The organism is Streptomyces sp. NPDC001204 (assembly GCF_053598035.1).
Genome location: NZ_JBSFJL010000037.1, coordinates 68,256 through 83,399 on the forward strand (window position 1 = coordinate 68,256; position 15,144 = coordinate 83,399).

General features: G+C 70.2%; 12 protein-coding genes and 1 tRNA gene. 7 read left to right on the forward strand and 6 right to left on the reverse strand.

Going from position 1 to position 15,144, the window contains the following annotated elements; translation table 11 throughout:
• Positions 1-69 precede the first annotated feature (69 nt).
• The 5 genes from ACWC91_RS35220 (at position 70) to ACWC91_RS35240 (ending at position 5,850) form a co-directional block, all read left to right on the forward strand.
• The gene (locus ACWC91_RS35220) at positions 70-1,302 is read left to right on the forward strand and encodes a branched-chain amino acid ABC transporter substrate-binding protein (RefSeq protein WP_225074207.1); all 1,233 of its coding nucleotides are present in this window, start codon (positions 70-72) and stop codon (positions 1,300-1,302) included.
• 113 nt (positions 1,303-1,415) lie between these two features.
• Positions 1,416-2,345, forward strand: coding sequence for a branched-chain amino acid ABC transporter permease (locus tag ACWC91_RS35225; protein ID WP_225074208.1), 930 nt, complete (start codon positions 1,416-1,418; stop codon positions 2,343-2,345).
• Between the two features lie 5 nt (positions 2,346-2,350).
• A complete protein-coding gene (locus ACWC91_RS35230; protein WP_225074209.1) occupies positions 2,351-4,183 on the forward strand; it encodes a branched-chain amino acid ABC transporter permease in 1,833 nt (610 codons plus the stop codon).
• Positions 4,184-4,186: 3 nt separating this feature from the next.
• Positions 4,187-5,137, forward strand: coding sequence for an ABC transporter ATP-binding protein (locus ACWC91_RS35235; protein WP_225074210.1), 951 nt, complete (start codon positions 4,187-4,189; stop codon positions 5,135-5,137).
• Positions 5,134-5,850 (forward strand): ABC transporter ATP-binding protein, encoded by a 717-nt coding sequence (locus ACWC91_RS35240; RefSeq protein ID WP_141361879.1) that lies wholly within the window; start codon positions 5,134-5,136, stop codon positions 5,848-5,850. The genes ACWC91_RS35235 and ACWC91_RS35240 overlap by 4 nt, the downstream gene beginning before the upstream one ends.
• A gap of 87 nt (positions 5,851-5,937) precedes the next feature.
• On the opposite strand, the gene ACWC91_RS35245 is transcribed toward ACWC91_RS35240, so the two are convergent.
• The gene (locus ACWC91_RS35245) at positions 5,938-6,609 is read right to left on the reverse strand and encodes an ANTAR domain-containing response regulator (protein ID WP_225074211.1); all 672 of its coding nucleotides are present in this window, start codon (positions 6,607-6,609) and stop codon (positions 5,938-5,940) included.
• Positions 6,610-6,715: 106 nt separating this feature from the next.
• On the opposite strand from ACWC91_RS35245, the gene ACWC91_RS35250 reads away from it, so the two are divergent.
• Positions 6,716-6,788, forward strand: a tRNA-Leu gene (locus tag ACWC91_RS35250).
• Between the two features lie 29 nt (positions 6,789-6,817).
• Here the strand turns inward: ACWC91_RS35250 and pyk are convergent.
• Positions 6,818-8,254, reverse strand: coding sequence for a pyruvate kinase (pyk, locus tag ACWC91_RS35255; protein WP_225074212.1), 1,437 nt, complete (start codon positions 8,252-8,254; stop codon positions 6,818-6,820).
• 158 nt (positions 8,255-8,412) lie between these two features.
• On the reverse strand, positions 8,413-9,132 hold the full coding sequence (locus ACWC91_RS35260) for an SIMPL domain-containing protein (RefSeq protein ID WP_450640553.1): 720 nt from the start codon (positions 9,130-9,132) through the stop codon (positions 8,413-8,415).
• A 138-nt stretch (positions 9,133-9,270) separates the two neighbouring features.
• On the opposite strand from ACWC91_RS35260, the gene ACWC91_RS35265 reads away from it, so the two are divergent.
• Entirely contained in the window at positions 9,271-11,094 is a 1,824-nt protein-coding gene (locus tag ACWC91_RS35265) for a bifunctional metallophosphatase/5'-nucleotidase (protein ID WP_225074214.1), read from the forward strand.
• 35 nt (positions 11,095-11,129) lie between these two features.
• Here the strand turns inward: ACWC91_RS35265 and ACWC91_RS35270 are convergent, their stop codons facing one another.
• The 3 genes from ACWC91_RS35270 to ACWC91_RS35280 all read right to left on the reverse strand — a co-directional run bounded on the left by ACWC91_RS35270 (position 11,130) and on the right by ACWC91_RS35280 (position 14,949).
• Complete coding sequence (locus ACWC91_RS35270) at positions 11,130-12,548, reverse strand: lysine N(6)-hydroxylase/L-ornithine N(5)-oxygenase family protein (RefSeq protein ID WP_225074215.1); 1,419 nt, start codon at positions 12,546-12,548, stop codon at positions 11,130-11,132.
• On the reverse strand, positions 12,545-13,933 hold the full coding sequence (locus ACWC91_RS35275) for a pyridoxal phosphate-dependent decarboxylase family protein (RefSeq protein WP_450640551.1): 1,389 nt from the start codon (positions 13,931-13,933) through the stop codon (positions 12,545-12,547). Before ACWC91_RS35275 ends, ACWC91_RS35270 begins: the two co-directional genes overlap by 4 nt.
• A 185-nt stretch (positions 13,934-14,118) precedes the next feature.
• Positions 14,119-14,949 carry an NmrA family NAD(P)-binding protein gene (locus ACWC91_RS35280; protein ID WP_450640549.1) on the reverse strand — a complete coding sequence of 277 codons (831 nt, stop codon included), beginning with the start codon at positions 14,947-14,949 and terminating at the stop codon, positions 14,119-14,121.
• Positions 14,950-15,144: the final 195 nt, after the last annotated feature.

A 15,144-nucleotide genomic window follows, 5' to 3' on the forward strand; every position in this document is an offset into this window, starting at 1 on the left:
CCTCTTCGACTCCGCGCTCGACTCGACCTCTTCCAGGGGGGAGGGGCCGTGCCAGGGAAAGGACTGATCGTGCGTCAACGTTCACTCATCGCCATCACCGCAGCGCTGGCAGCGGGAGCACTCACCCTCACCGCCTGCGGCTCGCGGGGTGGCGGAGACAAGGGTTCGGACTCCGGCAACGGTGGCACCACCGTGGTCATCGGCGTCGACGCCCCGCTGACCGGCGACCTGTCCGCCATGGGTCTCGGCATCAAGAACTCCGCCGACCTCGCCGCCAAGACGGCCAACAAGCAGAAGTTCGTCGAGGGCGTCACCTTCAAGATCCAGGCCCTGGACGACCAGGCCCAGCCCTCCTCGGGCCAGCAGAACGCCGTCAAGCTCGTCGCCAACAAGGACGTCCTCGGCGCCGTCGGCCCCCTCAACTCCTCTGTCTCGGAGTCCATGCAGAAGGTCTTCGACGACGCCAAGCTGGTCCAGGTCTCCCCCGCCAACACCGGCCCCTCCCTCAGCCAGGGCCCCGACTGGCGGACCAAGAAGGTGCGCCAGTACAAGTCGTACTTCCGCACCGCGACCACGGACGCCATCCAGGGCCCGTTCGCCGCCCAGTACGTCTACAACATGGCGAAGAAGACGAAGGTCTTCGTCATCGACGACAAGAAGACCTACGGTGCCGGCCTGGCCGGAACCTTCACCGACGAGTTCAAGAAGCTCGGCGGCAAGGTCGTCGGCACCGAGCACATCAACCCCGACACCAAGGACTTCTCCGCGGTCGCCACCAAGGTCAAGAAGTCCGGTGCGGACATCGTCTACTACGGCGGCGAGTACCCGCAGGCCGGCCCGCTCAGCAAGCAGATCAAGGCCGCCGGCGCCAAGATCCCGCTCATCGGCGGCGACGGCATCAACGACGCCAAGTTCATCGAGCTGGCCGGCCCCGACAGCGGCGGCGACCTCGCCACCTCCGTCGGCACCCCGGTCGAGGAACTCGACTCCGCCAAGCAGTTCACGGCCGACTACAAGGCCGCCGGCTACAAGGAGGAGTACTCCGCCTACGGCGGCTACTCCTACGACTCCGCCTGGGCCATCATCGAGGCCGTCAAGAAGGTCGTCGACGACAACGGCGGCAAGCTGCCCTCCGACGCCCGCGCCAAGGTCACCGAGGCCATGCAGAACGTCTCCTTCGACGGAGTGACCGGCAAGGTCTCCTTCGACGAGTTCGGCGACGCCACCAACAAGCAGCTCACCGTCTACGCCGTCAAGAACGGCGCCTGGGAGTCGGTCCACTCCGGGACCTTCACGGGCTGAGTCACCACCAGCACCGCTCAACCGTCGCGCGGGGCGCTGTTCCACTGGCGCCCCGCGCGCACGCGCATCCGGCCCCAATCCGTCAAACATCCGAACGTCTCGGAGGACATGCGGTGAACGAACTGCCGCAGCAGCTGGTCAACGGCCTGCTACTGGGATCCATGTACGGGCTCGTCGCCATCGGCTACACGATGGTCTATGGCATCGTCCAGCTCATCAACTTCGCCCATGGCGAGATCTTCATGACCGGCGCCTTCGGGGCACTCTCGGTCTACCTGTGGCTGCCGGGCGGCACCACCATGTGGATCACGCTGCCGCTCATGCTCGTCGGCGCCATCATCGTCGCCGTGCTCGTCGCCATCGGGGCGGAACGGTTCGCCTACCGCCCCCTGCGCGGCGGCCCACGCCTGGCGCCCCTGATCACCGCGATCGGCCTCTCCCTCGCGCTCCAGCAGGCGGTGTGGGCCTGGTACCCGGACGCCAAGTCCGCGCGCACCTTCCCACAGATCGCCGGAGGCCCCTTCGAGATCGGCAGCGTCACCATCCAGACCGGTGACATCTTCCTCATCTGCGCCGCACCCCTCAGCATGGCCATCCTCGCCTACTTCGTCATGAAGACCCGTACCGGACGAGGCATGCAGGCCACCGCGCAGGACCCGGACACCGCCAAGCTGATGGGCGTCAACACCGATCGCATCATCGTGGTCGCCTTCGCCCTCGGTGCCACGTTCGCCGCCGTCGGATCCGTCGCCTACGGCCTGAAGTACGGCGAGATCCAGTTCCGGATGGGCTTCATCCTCGGCCTGAAGGCCTTCACCGCGGCCGTCCTCGGCGGCATCGGCAACATCTACGGCGCCATGATCGGCGGCATCGTCCTCGGCGTCGCCGAGACCCTCGCCACCGCCTACATCTCCGACATCCCCGGCATGCACCAGTTCGGCAGCCAGTCCTGGGCCGACGTCTGGGCGTTCGTACTCCTCATCCTCGTGCTGCTGTTCAGGCCCCAGGGCCTGCTCGGCGAGCGCGTGGCGGACAGGGCGTGACACCGATGACCACACAGACCACCGCACCCGACGCCGCCGGCGCACCCACCGCCGGCAGCGCCGCCCCCACCGGCCTCATCCGCCTGCCCGAGCACATCGGCCTCGCCCTGGCCACCGGCGGCTCCGTCCTGACCGTCGTCTCCGCCTTCCTCGCGTGGACCTGGACCTCCGAATTCCCCGGCGACCTCACCGTCTACGGCTACCCGGGCGGCCTCCAAGTCCTCGTCCTCATCGGCGGAGTGCTCACCGCCCTCCTCGGCCTCGCCGCCTACGGAGTCAAGGGCCTCGGCCGGCTCGTGCCCGCCGGCGGCACCGGCGCGCTCACCCTGGCCGCACTCGGCACCTTCGGCACCGCCTGGTACACCATCCTCGCGATCAGCGGCAAGCTCGGCGGACTGGTCAACCTCGAACCGGGCGCCTGGATCCTCGCCGTGGCCACCGTCCTCACCGTGATCGGTGTGCTCTCCCTGCCGTTCGAGCGGCCGGCGACCGAGCCCGCCGACCCCGAGGACGGCGCCTGGGACCGGATACGCCACAACACGCGCAACAAGCTCGCCGTTGCCCGGGCCGCCATCCCCTCCGGCACCCCCGCCCCGGCCCGCGCCCTGCCGGTCTACGCCGAGATCCTCGTCATCATCGTGGCCATGGCCATCGGCCTCACCGTCTTCACGTACGGCATCAGCACCTCGTACGACGAGCTCTTCATCGGCTACCTCATCACCGTCGGCTTCGGCTTCGCCGCGATCTTCAAGGCCGGGCTCGTGGCCCGTGTCTCGGCGATCACCACCAAGCACCGGAACATCACCATGCTCGGCGCCTTCGTGGCCGCCGCCGCCTTCCCCTTCACCCAGTCCGACGACCAGTACGCGGCGATCGGCGTGTACATCCTGATCTTCGCCACCGTCGCACTCGGCCTGAACATCGTCGTCGGCCTCGCCGGTCTGCTCGACCTCGGTTACGTCGCCTTCCTCGGTGTCGGCGCCTACACCGCGGCTCTGGTCTCCGGCTCGCCGTCCTCGCCCCTGAACCTCCATCTGCCGTTCTGGGCCTCGGCGTTGCTCGGCGGTGTCGTCGCCATGATCTTCGGCGTCCTCATCGGCGCCCCCACCCTGCGGCTGCGCGGCGACTACCTCGCCATCGTCACCCTCGGCTTCGGAGAGATCTTCCGGATCGGCGTCCTCAACATGGACGGCACCTCCGGACCCGACGTCACCAACGGCTCCAACGGCATCTCGTCGGTCCCGAACCTGAACATCCTCGGCTTCGACTTCGGCCAGGAGCACACCTTCCTCGGGTTCACCATCGCCCGGTTCGCCAACTACTTCCTGCTGATGCTCCTCATCACGCTGGTCGTCGTGGTGGTCTTCCGGCGCAGCAGCGACTCCCGCATCGGCCGCGCCTGGATCGCCATCCGCGAGGACGAGACCGCCGCGCGCGCCATGGGCATCAACGGCTTCCGCGTCAAGCTCGTCGCCTTCGCCCTCGGCGCCACCCTGGCCGGCCTCGCCGGCGCCGTCCAGGCCCATGTCACCTACACCGTGACCCCCGAGCAGTACCAGTTCGCCCACGTCGTGCCGCCCAACTCCGCCTTCCTGCTCGCCGCGGTCGTCCTCGGCGGCATGGGCACGATCAGCGGCCCCCTGGTCGGCGCGGCGCTGCTCTACCTCATCCCGGCCAAGCTCCAGTTCCTCGGCGACTACCAGCTGCTGGCCTTCGGTCTCGCACTCGTACTGCTGATGCGCTTCCGCCCGGAAGGCCTCATCCCCAACCGGCGCCGCCAGCTCGAGTTCCACGAGCAGACGGAGGCACCCGCGGTCCTCAGCAAGGCAGGGGTCTGACCCATGACTACCGACACCACCACCAAGGACACCACGCCCGCCGCGGCCGCCCCGGGCGAGACGGTCCTCGACGCACGCGGCGTCACCATGCGCTTCGGGGGCCTGACCGCCGTACGCGGAGTCGACCTCACCGTCCGCAGCGGCGAGATCGTGGGACTCATCGGCCCCAACGGCGCCGGCAAGACCACCTTCTTCAACTGCCTCACCGGGCTTTACATCCCCACCGAGGGCGAGGTCCGTTACAAGGGCGACGTCCTGCCGCCCAAGTCCTTCAAGGTCACCGCCGCCGGCATCGCCCGCACCTTCCAGAACATCCGTCTGTTCGCCAACATGACGGTCCTGGAGAACGTGCTCGTCGGCCGGCACACCCGCACCAAGGAAGGACTCTGGTCCGCCCTGCTGCGCGGCCCCGGATTCCACCGGGCCGAAGCCGCCTCCCGGGCACGGGCCATGGAGCTCCTGGAGTTCGTGGGCCTCGCCCACAAGGCCGAGCACCTCTCGCGCAACCTGCCCTACGGCGAGCAGCGCAAGCTGGAGATCGCCCGCGCCCTGGCCAGTGAACCGGGCCTGCTGCTCCTGGACGAGCCCACCGCCGGCATGAACCCGCAGGAGACCCGGGCCACCGAGGAACTGGTCTTCGCCATCCGGGACATGGGCATCGCGGTGCTCGTCATCGAGCACGACATGCGGTTCATCATGAACCTCTGCGACCGCGTAGCCGTGCTCGTCCAGGGCGAGAAGCTCATCGAGGGCGACAGCGCCACCGTCCAGCGCGACGAGCGCGTCGTCGCCGCCTACCTCGGCGAGCCCTTCGAGGGAGCGCCCGGAGCCGAGGAGGCCGCCGAGGTCGAGAACGCCGAGATACAAGCCGAGGCGGCCGAGGCACAGGCAGAGGCGCAGGCAGAGGACGACACCCCGCAGGACGCCGCGCCCGGCAAGGAGAACGACCGATGACCGCACTGCTCGAAGTCGAGGACCTCCGCGTCGCCTACGGCAAGATCGAGGCCGTCAAGGGCATCTCCTTCACGGTCGAGGCCGGTCAGGTCGTCACCCTCATCGGCACCAACGGCGCCGGCAAGACGACCACGCTGCGCACCCTGTCCGGGCTGCTCAAGCCGGTCGGCGGGCACATCAGGTTCAACGGCAAGTCGCTGAAGAAGGTCCCCGCCCACCAGATCGTCTCGCTGGGACTCGCCCACTCCCCCGAGGGGCGGCACATCTTCCCGCGAATGACGATCGAGGACAATCTCCGGCTCGGCGCCTTCCTGCGCAAGGACAGGGAAGGCATCGAAAAGGACATTCAGCACGCCTACGATCTCTTCCCCATCCTGGGCGAACGCAGAAAGCAGGCGGCGGGCACCCTCTCCGGCGGCGAACAGCAGATGCTCGCCATGGGCCGGGCCCTGATGTCCCAGCCCAAGCTGCTCATGCTCGACGAACCGTCCATGGGTCTCTCCCCCATCATGATGCAGAAGATCATGGCGACCATCGCCGAGCTGAAATCCCAGGGCACGACGATTCTGCTCGTCGAGCAGAACGCCCAGGCGGCGCTTTCGCTCGCCGACCAGGGGCACGTCATGGAAGTCGGCAACATCGTGCTGTCCGGCACCGGCCAGGACCTGCTGCACGACGAGTCGGTCCGCAAGGCGTACCTGGGTGAGGACTGACCCGCCCGGTGACCACCGGAACGAGAATGGGCCCGCGTCCCGTGAGGGGACGCGGGCCCATTCCCTGTGGGTGCCGGTCCGCCCGGCTCAGTCCTTGTCGGGCTTGGCGCCCTTCGCGGCCTTCTTCTCCTCGCTGTCCTGGATGACCGCCTCCGCGACCTGCTGCATCGACATGCGGCGGTCCATCGAGGTCTTCTGGATCCAGCGGAACGCGGCCGGCTCGGTCAGCCCGTACTCCGTCTGAAGGATCGACTTGGCACGGTCGACCAGCTTGCGGGTCTCCAGCCGCTGGGCGAGGTCCGCGACCTCCTTCTCCAGTTCCTTCAGTTCGGTGAACCGCGAGACGGCCATCTCGATGGCGGGAACGACGTCGCTCTTGCTGAACGGCTTCACCAGGTACGCCATCGCCCCGGCGTCCCGGGCGCGCTCCACCAGGTCGCGCTGCGAGAAGGCGGTGAGCATGAGCACGGGCGCGATCCGCTCCTCCGCGATCCGCTCCGCAGCCGAGATGCCGTCGAGCTTGGGCATCTTCACATCGAGGATCACCAGGTCCGGGCGGTGCTCGCGGGCCAGCTCCACGGCCCGCTCGCCGTCCCCGGCCTCACCGACGACCCGGTAGCCCTCTTCCTCCAGCATCTCTTTGAGGTCGAGCCGGATCAGCGCCTCGTCCTCGGCGATGACGACGCGGGTCGTCAGCGGAGGCACGTGCGACTTGTCGTCGTCGGACACGTCTACGGGCTCGGGCGACTCGGCGGTCACGGGGGCGCTCCTTGTTCCGGGGCGGGCGGGTACTGCTCCAAGAGCGTACCCAGCTGCGGTAAGGTGGGGGGACGGCGGGTGACCGTCGATCTTTGTTTCAAAGGGGGCCCCGGTAGCCCAGCGGTAGAGGCAATGGTCTCAAACACCATCCAGCGTCGGTTCGAATCCGACCCGGGGTACGTTTCCTCCGAATCCAAGGTCGCAAGTTCTACTTGGGAGTGTCGTCCTCCCCGATGTGGTGAACCCTGACCAGGTTCGTTGAGCCCGGCACCCCCGGGGGCGAGCCCGCTGTGATCACCACCACGTCGCCCTTCTCGCAACGGCCGTACCGCAGCAGCAGTTCGTCGACCTGGTCGACCATGGCGTCGGTCGAGTCGACGCGCGGCCCCAGGAATGTCTCCACGCCCCAGGTGGCGCTGAGTTGGGAACGGGTGGCCTGCTCCGTGGTGAAGGCCAGCAGCGGGATGGGTGAGCGGTAGCGGGAGAGCCGGCGGGCGGTGTCGCCCGACTGCGTGAAGGCGACCAGGAACCTGGCGCCGAGGAAGTCGCCGATCTCCGCCGCCGCGCGGGCGACTGCGCCGCCCTGGGTACGGGGCTTGTCGCGGTCGGTCAGCGGCGGCAGGCCCTGGGTGAGGAGGTCCTCCTCGGCCGCCGCGACGATGCGGGCCATCGTCCGCACCGTCTCCACCGGGTGCTTGCCCACACTGGTCTCGCCCGACAGCATCACCGCGTCCGTGCCGTCGAGCACCGCGTTGGCCACGTCCGAGGCCTCCGCGCGGGTCGGGCGGGAGTTGCCGATCATCGAGTCGAGCATCTGGGTGGCGACGATCACCGGCTTGGCGTTCCGCCGGGCCAGCTTGATCGCGCGCTTCTGGACGATGGGGACCTGCTCCAGCGGCATTTCCACGCCCAGGTCGCCGCGGGCGACCATGATGCCGTCGAAGGCGGCCACGATGTCGTCGACGGCCTCCACCGCCTGCGGCTTCTCGATCTTGGCGATGACGGGGAGGCGGCGGCCCTCGTCGTCCATGACGCGGTGGACGTCGAGGATGTCCCGGCCACCGCGGACGAAGGACAGCGCGACGATGTCGAAGCCGGTGCGCAGCGCCCAGCGCAGGTCGTCCTCGTCCTTCTTGGACAGGGCGGGGACCGAGACGGCGACGCCCGGCAGATTGAGCCCCTTGTGGTCGGAGATCACGCCGCCTTCGATCACCCGGGTGCGCACGCGGGGGCCGTCGACGGCGGTGACCTCGAGGCCCACCTTGCCGTCGTCGACGAGGATGCGCTCGCCGCGGGTGACGTCCTCGGCGAGGCCGGCGTGGGTGGTGCCGCAGATGTGGCGGTCGCCCTCGACGCCCTCCTCGACGGTGATGGTGAAGGTGTCGCCGCGTTCGAGGAGTACAGGTCCTTCGCGGAAGCGGCCGAGCCGGATCTTCGGGCCCTGAAGGTCGGCGAGTATTCCGACGCTGCGTCCGGTCTCGTCGGCGGCCCGGCGCACGTGCCGGTAGCGCTCCTCGTGTTCGGCGTGGTCGCCGTGGCTGAGGTTCAGTCGGGCGACGTCCATTCCGGCGTCGACCAGTGCCCTGATCTGGTCGTACGTGTCGGTGGCGGGCCCCAGAGTACAGACGATCTTTGCTCGGCGCATGATGTGAGCCTAGGCCTTACCAGTGGGTAGACGATTGGTGCGACGTGACTACTCAACAACCTTTGGATGAAGGAGTATTGACAACTGTTGAATTGTGCGGGGCGACGCTCCGACGAGCGTTCGCCCCGTTCGCGGACCGGAAGACGCAACTGACGTAATCACAGTCTGGGCGGTGCCATGGTGAATCGCGCGTCGAGTTGCGCGTGGACATGCTGCCGCTCGGGTTCGAGGTCCAGGGGCGCGGCCTCGTCCTGCGGCGCCGGGCCTCCGTAGGCCGCCGCCGCCCGCATCCGTCCGGGGGCCTGTGGCCGGAACGGGGCGCTCTCCGCTCCGATGTCGGCGATCTCGACGAGAGCGGTGAGCGTGGTGCCGAGCGCCTCGGCGTACTCCCTGGCCCGCTGGACGGCCTCCTGCACGGCCTGCCGGCGTGCCTCCCGGTGGGCCGGTGAGCCGGGGCGCAGCGACCACCAGGGACCATCCACCCGGGTGAGTTCCAAGTCGGCCAGTCGGGTGGCGAGTTCACCGAGAGCGGTGAAGTCGGTGAGTTCGGCGGTGAGGCGCACGGCGCCGTGGTAGGTGCGGACGCGCTCGCCGCGGCCGTGCCGGGCCGGTTCGGGGGCGAGGGAGAAGGCGCCGGTCTCCAGGTGTTCGACCGCCTGGCCGTAGGACTTGACGAGGTCGAGGACGCGGGCGTTGCGCCGGGTGAGGTCGTCCAGGGCGGAACGGCGGTCCTTGCCGCGGGCGGTGACGGTGATGCCGATACGGGCGATCTCGGGGTCGACTTCGAGGTGTGCCTCACCGCGGACGGCGATCCGGGGTGCGTCGGGGGTGCCGTAGGGGACAGCGGGGCCGGGTTCCGGTGCGGGGGCTGAGGTCATACGTCCCACTCTGTCACCGGTGCCCTGTTTTCCGCGCCTGCCGGTCACCAGATCGCAACCTTCCGGGGGTGTTGCGGTTCGCCGCGGGCCGCCAGAATCTACGCGCGTCATCGACCTGTTTCACGAGGAGAACCAGCCATGCCGTTGAACCGCCGGAAGTTCCTGACGAAGTCCGCCGCCACCGGGGCGGGGGTGGCGCTGGCCGGCGCCGTGGCGGCTCCGGCGGCCCAGGCCGCGCCCGCCGCCGCTGCCGCGGCGGGCAAGTCGCCCGAGAAGCCGGGCAAGCGTTACTCCCTCACCGTCATGGGCACGACCGACCTGCACGGTCACGTGTTCAACTGGGACTACTTCAAGGACGGCGAGTACAGCGACGCGGCGGGCAACGCCCAGGGTCTGGCCCGGGTCTCCACGCTGGTGGACCAGGTCCGCAAGGAGAAGGGCCGTGAGAACACGCTGCTCCTGGACGCCGGTGACACGATTCAGGGCACCCCGCTGACGTACTACTACGCGAAGGTCGACCCGATCACCGCCAAGCGCGGTCCGGTGCACCCGATGGCCAAGGCCATGAACGCCATCGGCTACGACGCCGTGGCGCTCGGCAACCACGAGTTCAACTACGGCATCGAGACCCTGCGCAAGTTCGAGGAGCAGTGCGACTTCCCGCTGCTCGGCGCGAACGCGGTGGACCACAAGACCCAGAAGCCGGCCTTCCCGCCCTACTTCATGAAGAAGTTCCACGCGCCGGGTGCCGCCCCGGTGACGGTGGCCGTGCTGGGTCTGACCAACCCGGGCATCGCGATCTGGGACAAGGCCTACGTCCAGGGCAAGTTGGACTTCCCGGGTCTGGAGGAGCAGGCCGCGAAGTGGGTGCCCAAGCTGCGTTCGATGGGCGCGGACGTGGTCATCGTCTCGGCGCACTCGGGCACGTCCGGCACCTCGTCGTACGGCGACCAGCTGCCGTACGTGGAGGACGCCGCCGCGAACATCGCCCGGCAGGTGCCCGGCATCGACGCGATCCTGGTGGGCCACGCGCACAAGGAGATCGCGGAGCTGAAGGTCGTCAACGACAAGACCGGCAAGACGGTCGTCCTGTCGGAGCCGCTGTGCTACGCCGAGCGGCTCTCCCTCTTCGACATCGAGCTGGTGTTCGTCAAGGGCAAGTGGGAGGTGGAGTCGGTCTCCGCCTCGCTGCGCAACGCCAACACCGTCGCCGACGACCCGAAGATCACCAAGCTGCTGTCGGACCAGCACGCGAAGGTCGTGCAGTACGTCAACCAGGTGGTCGGCCAGGCGACGGTGACCCTCACCACCGTCGACGCCCGCTACAAGGACGCGCCGATCATCGACCTGATCAACAAGGTGCAGGAGGACGTGGTGAAGGCCGCGCTGGCGGGCACGCAGTACGCCGCGCTGCCGGTCGTCTCGCAGGCCTCGCCCTTCTCGCGCACCTCCGAGATCCCGGCCGGCAACGTCACGATCCGGGACCTGTCGAGCCTGTACGTGTACGACAACACGCTGGTCGCCAAGTTGGTGACGGGTGCCCAGCTGCGGGCGTACCTGGAGTACTCGGCGGAGTACTTCGTGCAGACGGCCGTCGGCGCGCCGGTCGACGTGGACAAGCTGACGAACGCGGGCGGCCGCCCGGACTACAACTACGACTACGTGTCGGGGCTCCAGTACGACATCGACATCGCCCAGCCGGTCGGTTCGCGGATCAAGAACCTGACGTTCAACGGTGCGGCGCTGGACGACGCCCAGGAGTTCGTGATGGCGGTGAACAACTACCGGGCCAACGGCGGTGGCGCGTTCCCGCACGTGGCCTCGGCGAAGGAGCTGTGGGCGGAGTCGACCGAGATCCGCACCCGGATCGCGGAGTGGGTCACGGCGAAGGGCGTGCTGGACCCGAAGGACTTCGCGTCGCTGGACTGGAAGCTGACGCGTAACGGCACGCCGGTGTTCTGACCGGTTCGACCGGTTTCCTTCTCCACGGGACGGCCTCAGATTCCGTCCGCCAGGGGCGTCAGCGCCCTGACCTGGCGGGACGGCGGGATCTGGGGCCGCCGCCGTTCCAGGCCGAAGGTGGTGAAGGCGGTGCGGGCGGGCAGCGGGTAGGCCTGTGTTCCGGTCACCGCGTTGAGGATGGTGGCGCTGCGCCAGGCGGCGAGGCCCAGGTCCGGGGCGCCGACGCCGTGGGTGTGGCGTTCGGCGTTCTGCACGTAGACATGGCAGCCGGTGGCGGCGATGGCCGGGTCGAGGGCGAGACGGAACTGCTCGTCGACACGGAGGCGTTCCTTGCCGTCGCGGCGCAGATAGGGGTCGAGACCGGTGAGCAGGGGCGTGACGGGGCGTTCGCGGTAGCCCGTGGCGAGGACGACGGCGTCGGTGGTGAGGCGGGTGCGGGTGCCCTGCTGCACGTGTTCGAGGTGGAGTTCGATCCGGGAGCCGGCGACCCGGCCGGCGGTGCGGACCCGGACGCCGGGGGTCAGGACGGCGTCGGGCCAGCCGCCGTCCAGCGTGCGGCGGTAGAGCTCGTCGTGGATGGCGGCGAGGGTGTCGGCGTCGATGCCCTTGTGGAGCTGCCACTGGCCGGCGACGAGCCGGTCGCGCACGGGCTCGTCCAGGGCGTGGAAGTAGCGCATGTAGTCGGGGGTGAAGTGCTCCAGGCCGAGCTTGGAGTATTCCATCGGGGCGAAGGCCTCGGTGCGGCCGATCCAGTGCAGCCGCTCGCCGCCCACCCGGCGGTGGCGCAGCAGGTCGAGGAACACCTCGGCGCCGGACTGTCCTGAGCCGACGACGGTGATGTGGCCGGCCGCGAGGAGGGTGTCACGGTGGCCGAGGTAGTCGGCGGCGTGGACGACGGGGACGCCGTTGGCGTCGGCGAGGGGCCTGAGCGGGGCGGGCACATGGCGTTCGGTGCCGATGCCGAGGACGACGTTGCGGGTGTGGGCGCGGCCGACGGCCTCCGCTTCACCGTCGGCGTCGAGCTGGGTGAAGTCGACTTCGAAGAGGGAGAGTTCGGGGTTCCAGCGGACGGCGTCGACCTGGTGGCCGCAGCGCACCGCGGGCAGGTTCTCGGAGACCCAGCGGCAGTAGGCGTCGTATTCGGCGCGCTGGATGTGGAAGCGCTCGGAGAAGTAGAACGGGAAGAGCCGGTCGCGGGTCTTGAGGTAGTTGAGGAAGGACCACGTGCTGGCCGGGTCGGCGAGGGTGACCAGGTCGGCGAGGAAGGGCACCTGGACGCGGGCGCCCTCGATGAGCAGGCCGGGGTGCCAGTGGAAGCGGGGGCGCCGTTCGTAGAAGACGGTGTCGAGACCGGTGAGCGGGTGGGCGAGCGCGGCCAGGGAGAGGTTGAACGGCCCGATGCCGATGCCGACCAGGTCGCGGGCCTGGGGGGTGCGGTGCGCGGGATGGTTCATCGGGGGGTGCTTCCTTCCACCAGTTTCAGCAGGGCGGCCAGGTCTTCGGTCCGGGTGTCCGGGTTGAGCAGGGTGGCCTTGAGCCAGAGCCGGTCGGCGAGGCGGGCCCGGCCGAGGACGGCGCGGCCTTCAATGAGGAGCCGGCGGCGTACGGTGGCGACGGCGTCGTCGGTGACGCCGGCGGGCCGGAACAGGACCGTGCTGATGGTGGGCCGGTCGTGGAGCTCGAAGCCGGGGTGGTCGTGGATGAGGTCGGCGAACTCGCGGGCGCGGGCGCAGACCTGGTCGACGAGGGCGCCGAGGCCGCGGCGGCCGAGGGCCTTGAGGGTGACGGCGACCTTGAGGACGTCGGGGCGGCGGGTGGTGCGCAGGGAGCGGCCGAGCAGGTCGGGCAGTCCGGCCTCGGTGTCGTCCCCGGCGTTGAGGTAGTCGGCGCGCTGGTGCAGGACGGCGAGGTCGCGGGGGTGGCGGACGGCGAGGAGTCCGGCGGCGACCGGCTGCCAGCCGAGTTTGTGCAGGTCGAGGGTGACGGTGTGGGCGGCTTCGAGGCCGGTCAGCTTGTCCCGGTGGCGTTCGCTGAACAGCAGTCCCCCGCCGTGGGCTGCGTCGATGTGCAACCGGGCGCCGTGGGCGGCGCACAGCCCGGCGATCTCCGGGAGGGGGTCGATGAGGCCGGCGTCGGTGGTGCCGGCGGTGGCCGCCACGAGGAGGGAGCCGCGCGCTCCGCCGAGGCCGGTGAGGGCGCTGTGCAGCGCGGCGGGGTCGAGGGTGCCGGAAGGGGCCGGCACGATCACGGGTTCGGGCAGGCCGAGCAGCCATGCGGCGCGGGGCAGGGAGTGGTGCGCGTTGGCGCCGCAGACCAGGCGGACACCGCCGCCGTGGGACTCGCGGGCGAGCAGCAGGGCGAGTTGGTTGGACTCGGTGCCGCCGGTGGTGACGACGGAGTCGGCGAGGCCGGTCTCGTGGGCGAGCGCGCGGGTGACGAGGGCTTCGAGTTCGGAGGCGGCGGGTGCCTGGTCCCAGGAGTCCAGGGAGGGGTTGAGGGCGCTGACGGCGAGGTCGGCGGCGGTGGCCACGGCGAGCGGCGGGCAGTGCAGGTGGGCCGCGCACAGCGGGTCGGCGGGGTCGGCGGCGCCTTCGGCGAGGGCGTGCACGAGGCCGCGCAGGGCGTCCGGGTCGCCGTGCTCGGGCAGGACCTCGCCCACGGCGTCGCGCACCCGGGCGGCGACCGCCTCGGGGCCGCCCGCGGGCAGGGGGCCGCCGCGGGCACGGCGGCCGCTGTCGAGGGCGTCGAGCACGGTGTCGAGCAGGGGCCGCAGGGCGTGCGGGCCGTCGGGACCTGAGGCGAGGCGGGCGGGGTGGTCCGGGGGCGGCGGGGTGCTCATGGGACTGTCCTCCGTGGCGCGGGGGCAGGGACTTCCAGCTTGTACGCAGTAAAGCCGGACGCGCCCGAAAGATCGACGATCGGAACCCGAAAGTGGGTACTGCCGTACGGGGAAGACGTGTTGGGGTCCCGTGAGTCCGCCGCCGCCCGGCGATCCCGTGAGTCCGCCGTCGCCCCGGGAAACCGTCAGCCGAGGAAGTCGGCCCGGTGGTCCTCGGCCCAGCGGGCGAAGGGGCGGGCGGGGGTGCCGGTGATCTCCTCGACGGTGCGCGTGATCTCCGGGCGGACGCCGACGGCGGACTCGAAGGTCTTCAGCAGGCCCCGGAGCAGGGGCGGCGGCACGTTCGGGTAGAGCTCGGGCCCGGCCTGTCCCGGCGGGATCTCGGCGAAGGCCAGGTCACGGCCGAGGACGCGGCCGATCGCGGCGACCTGCTCGGCGTTGGTGACGGCCTCCGGGCCGGTGAGACGGTGGACGGCGCCCTCGTGGCCGGGGTCGAGGAGGGCGCGCTCGGCCACGGCGGCGATGTCGTCCTCGTGGATGGGCGCGGTCAGCGCGTCGGCGAAGACACCCCGGACGGTGTCCCCGGCGCGGATCTGGGGCGCCCACTGGAGAGCGTTGGCGGCGAAGGCGTTCGGCCGGAGGAAGGTCCACGCGAGGCCGCTGTCGCGGATCCGCCGCTCGGCTCCGGCGTGCATGACGTGGATGGGATGGGTCTCGTCGGCGCCGTCGCGGACGATCCCGGAGGAGAGCAGTACGACGTGCCGGACGCCGGCCTCGCGGGCCGCCTTCAGCAGGGCGCCGCCCTCGCCGGCGGCCTGGACGTACAGGAAGAGTCCGGTCGCGCCCGTGAACAGGGCGGCCGGGTCGTCGGGCCGGAACCGCACGATCTCTGCCCCCGCGGGCAGCGCCGCCCGTTCCGGGTCACGGGTCAGCGCCCGCACGGGCCGGCCGGCGGCGACGAGACGTTCGACGAGGGCACGGCCGACGTTGCCGGTCGCTCCGGTCACTGCGATCACGGGTCTGCCTCCGGGGCTCGGGACGGTCGTCCTGACTCCAGCAGCCTAGGAGCGCACGGCCGGCCCCGCGCGGCATCAGCGACGGCCGGCCCGCCGTGGAGGCGTCGGTGACGCCTCCACCGCGGGCCCCCCCGGCACCCACCGCGGCGCCCGCCGCCCCCGGCCGATAGGGAGAGGGTGGGGGTGGGGAATAGT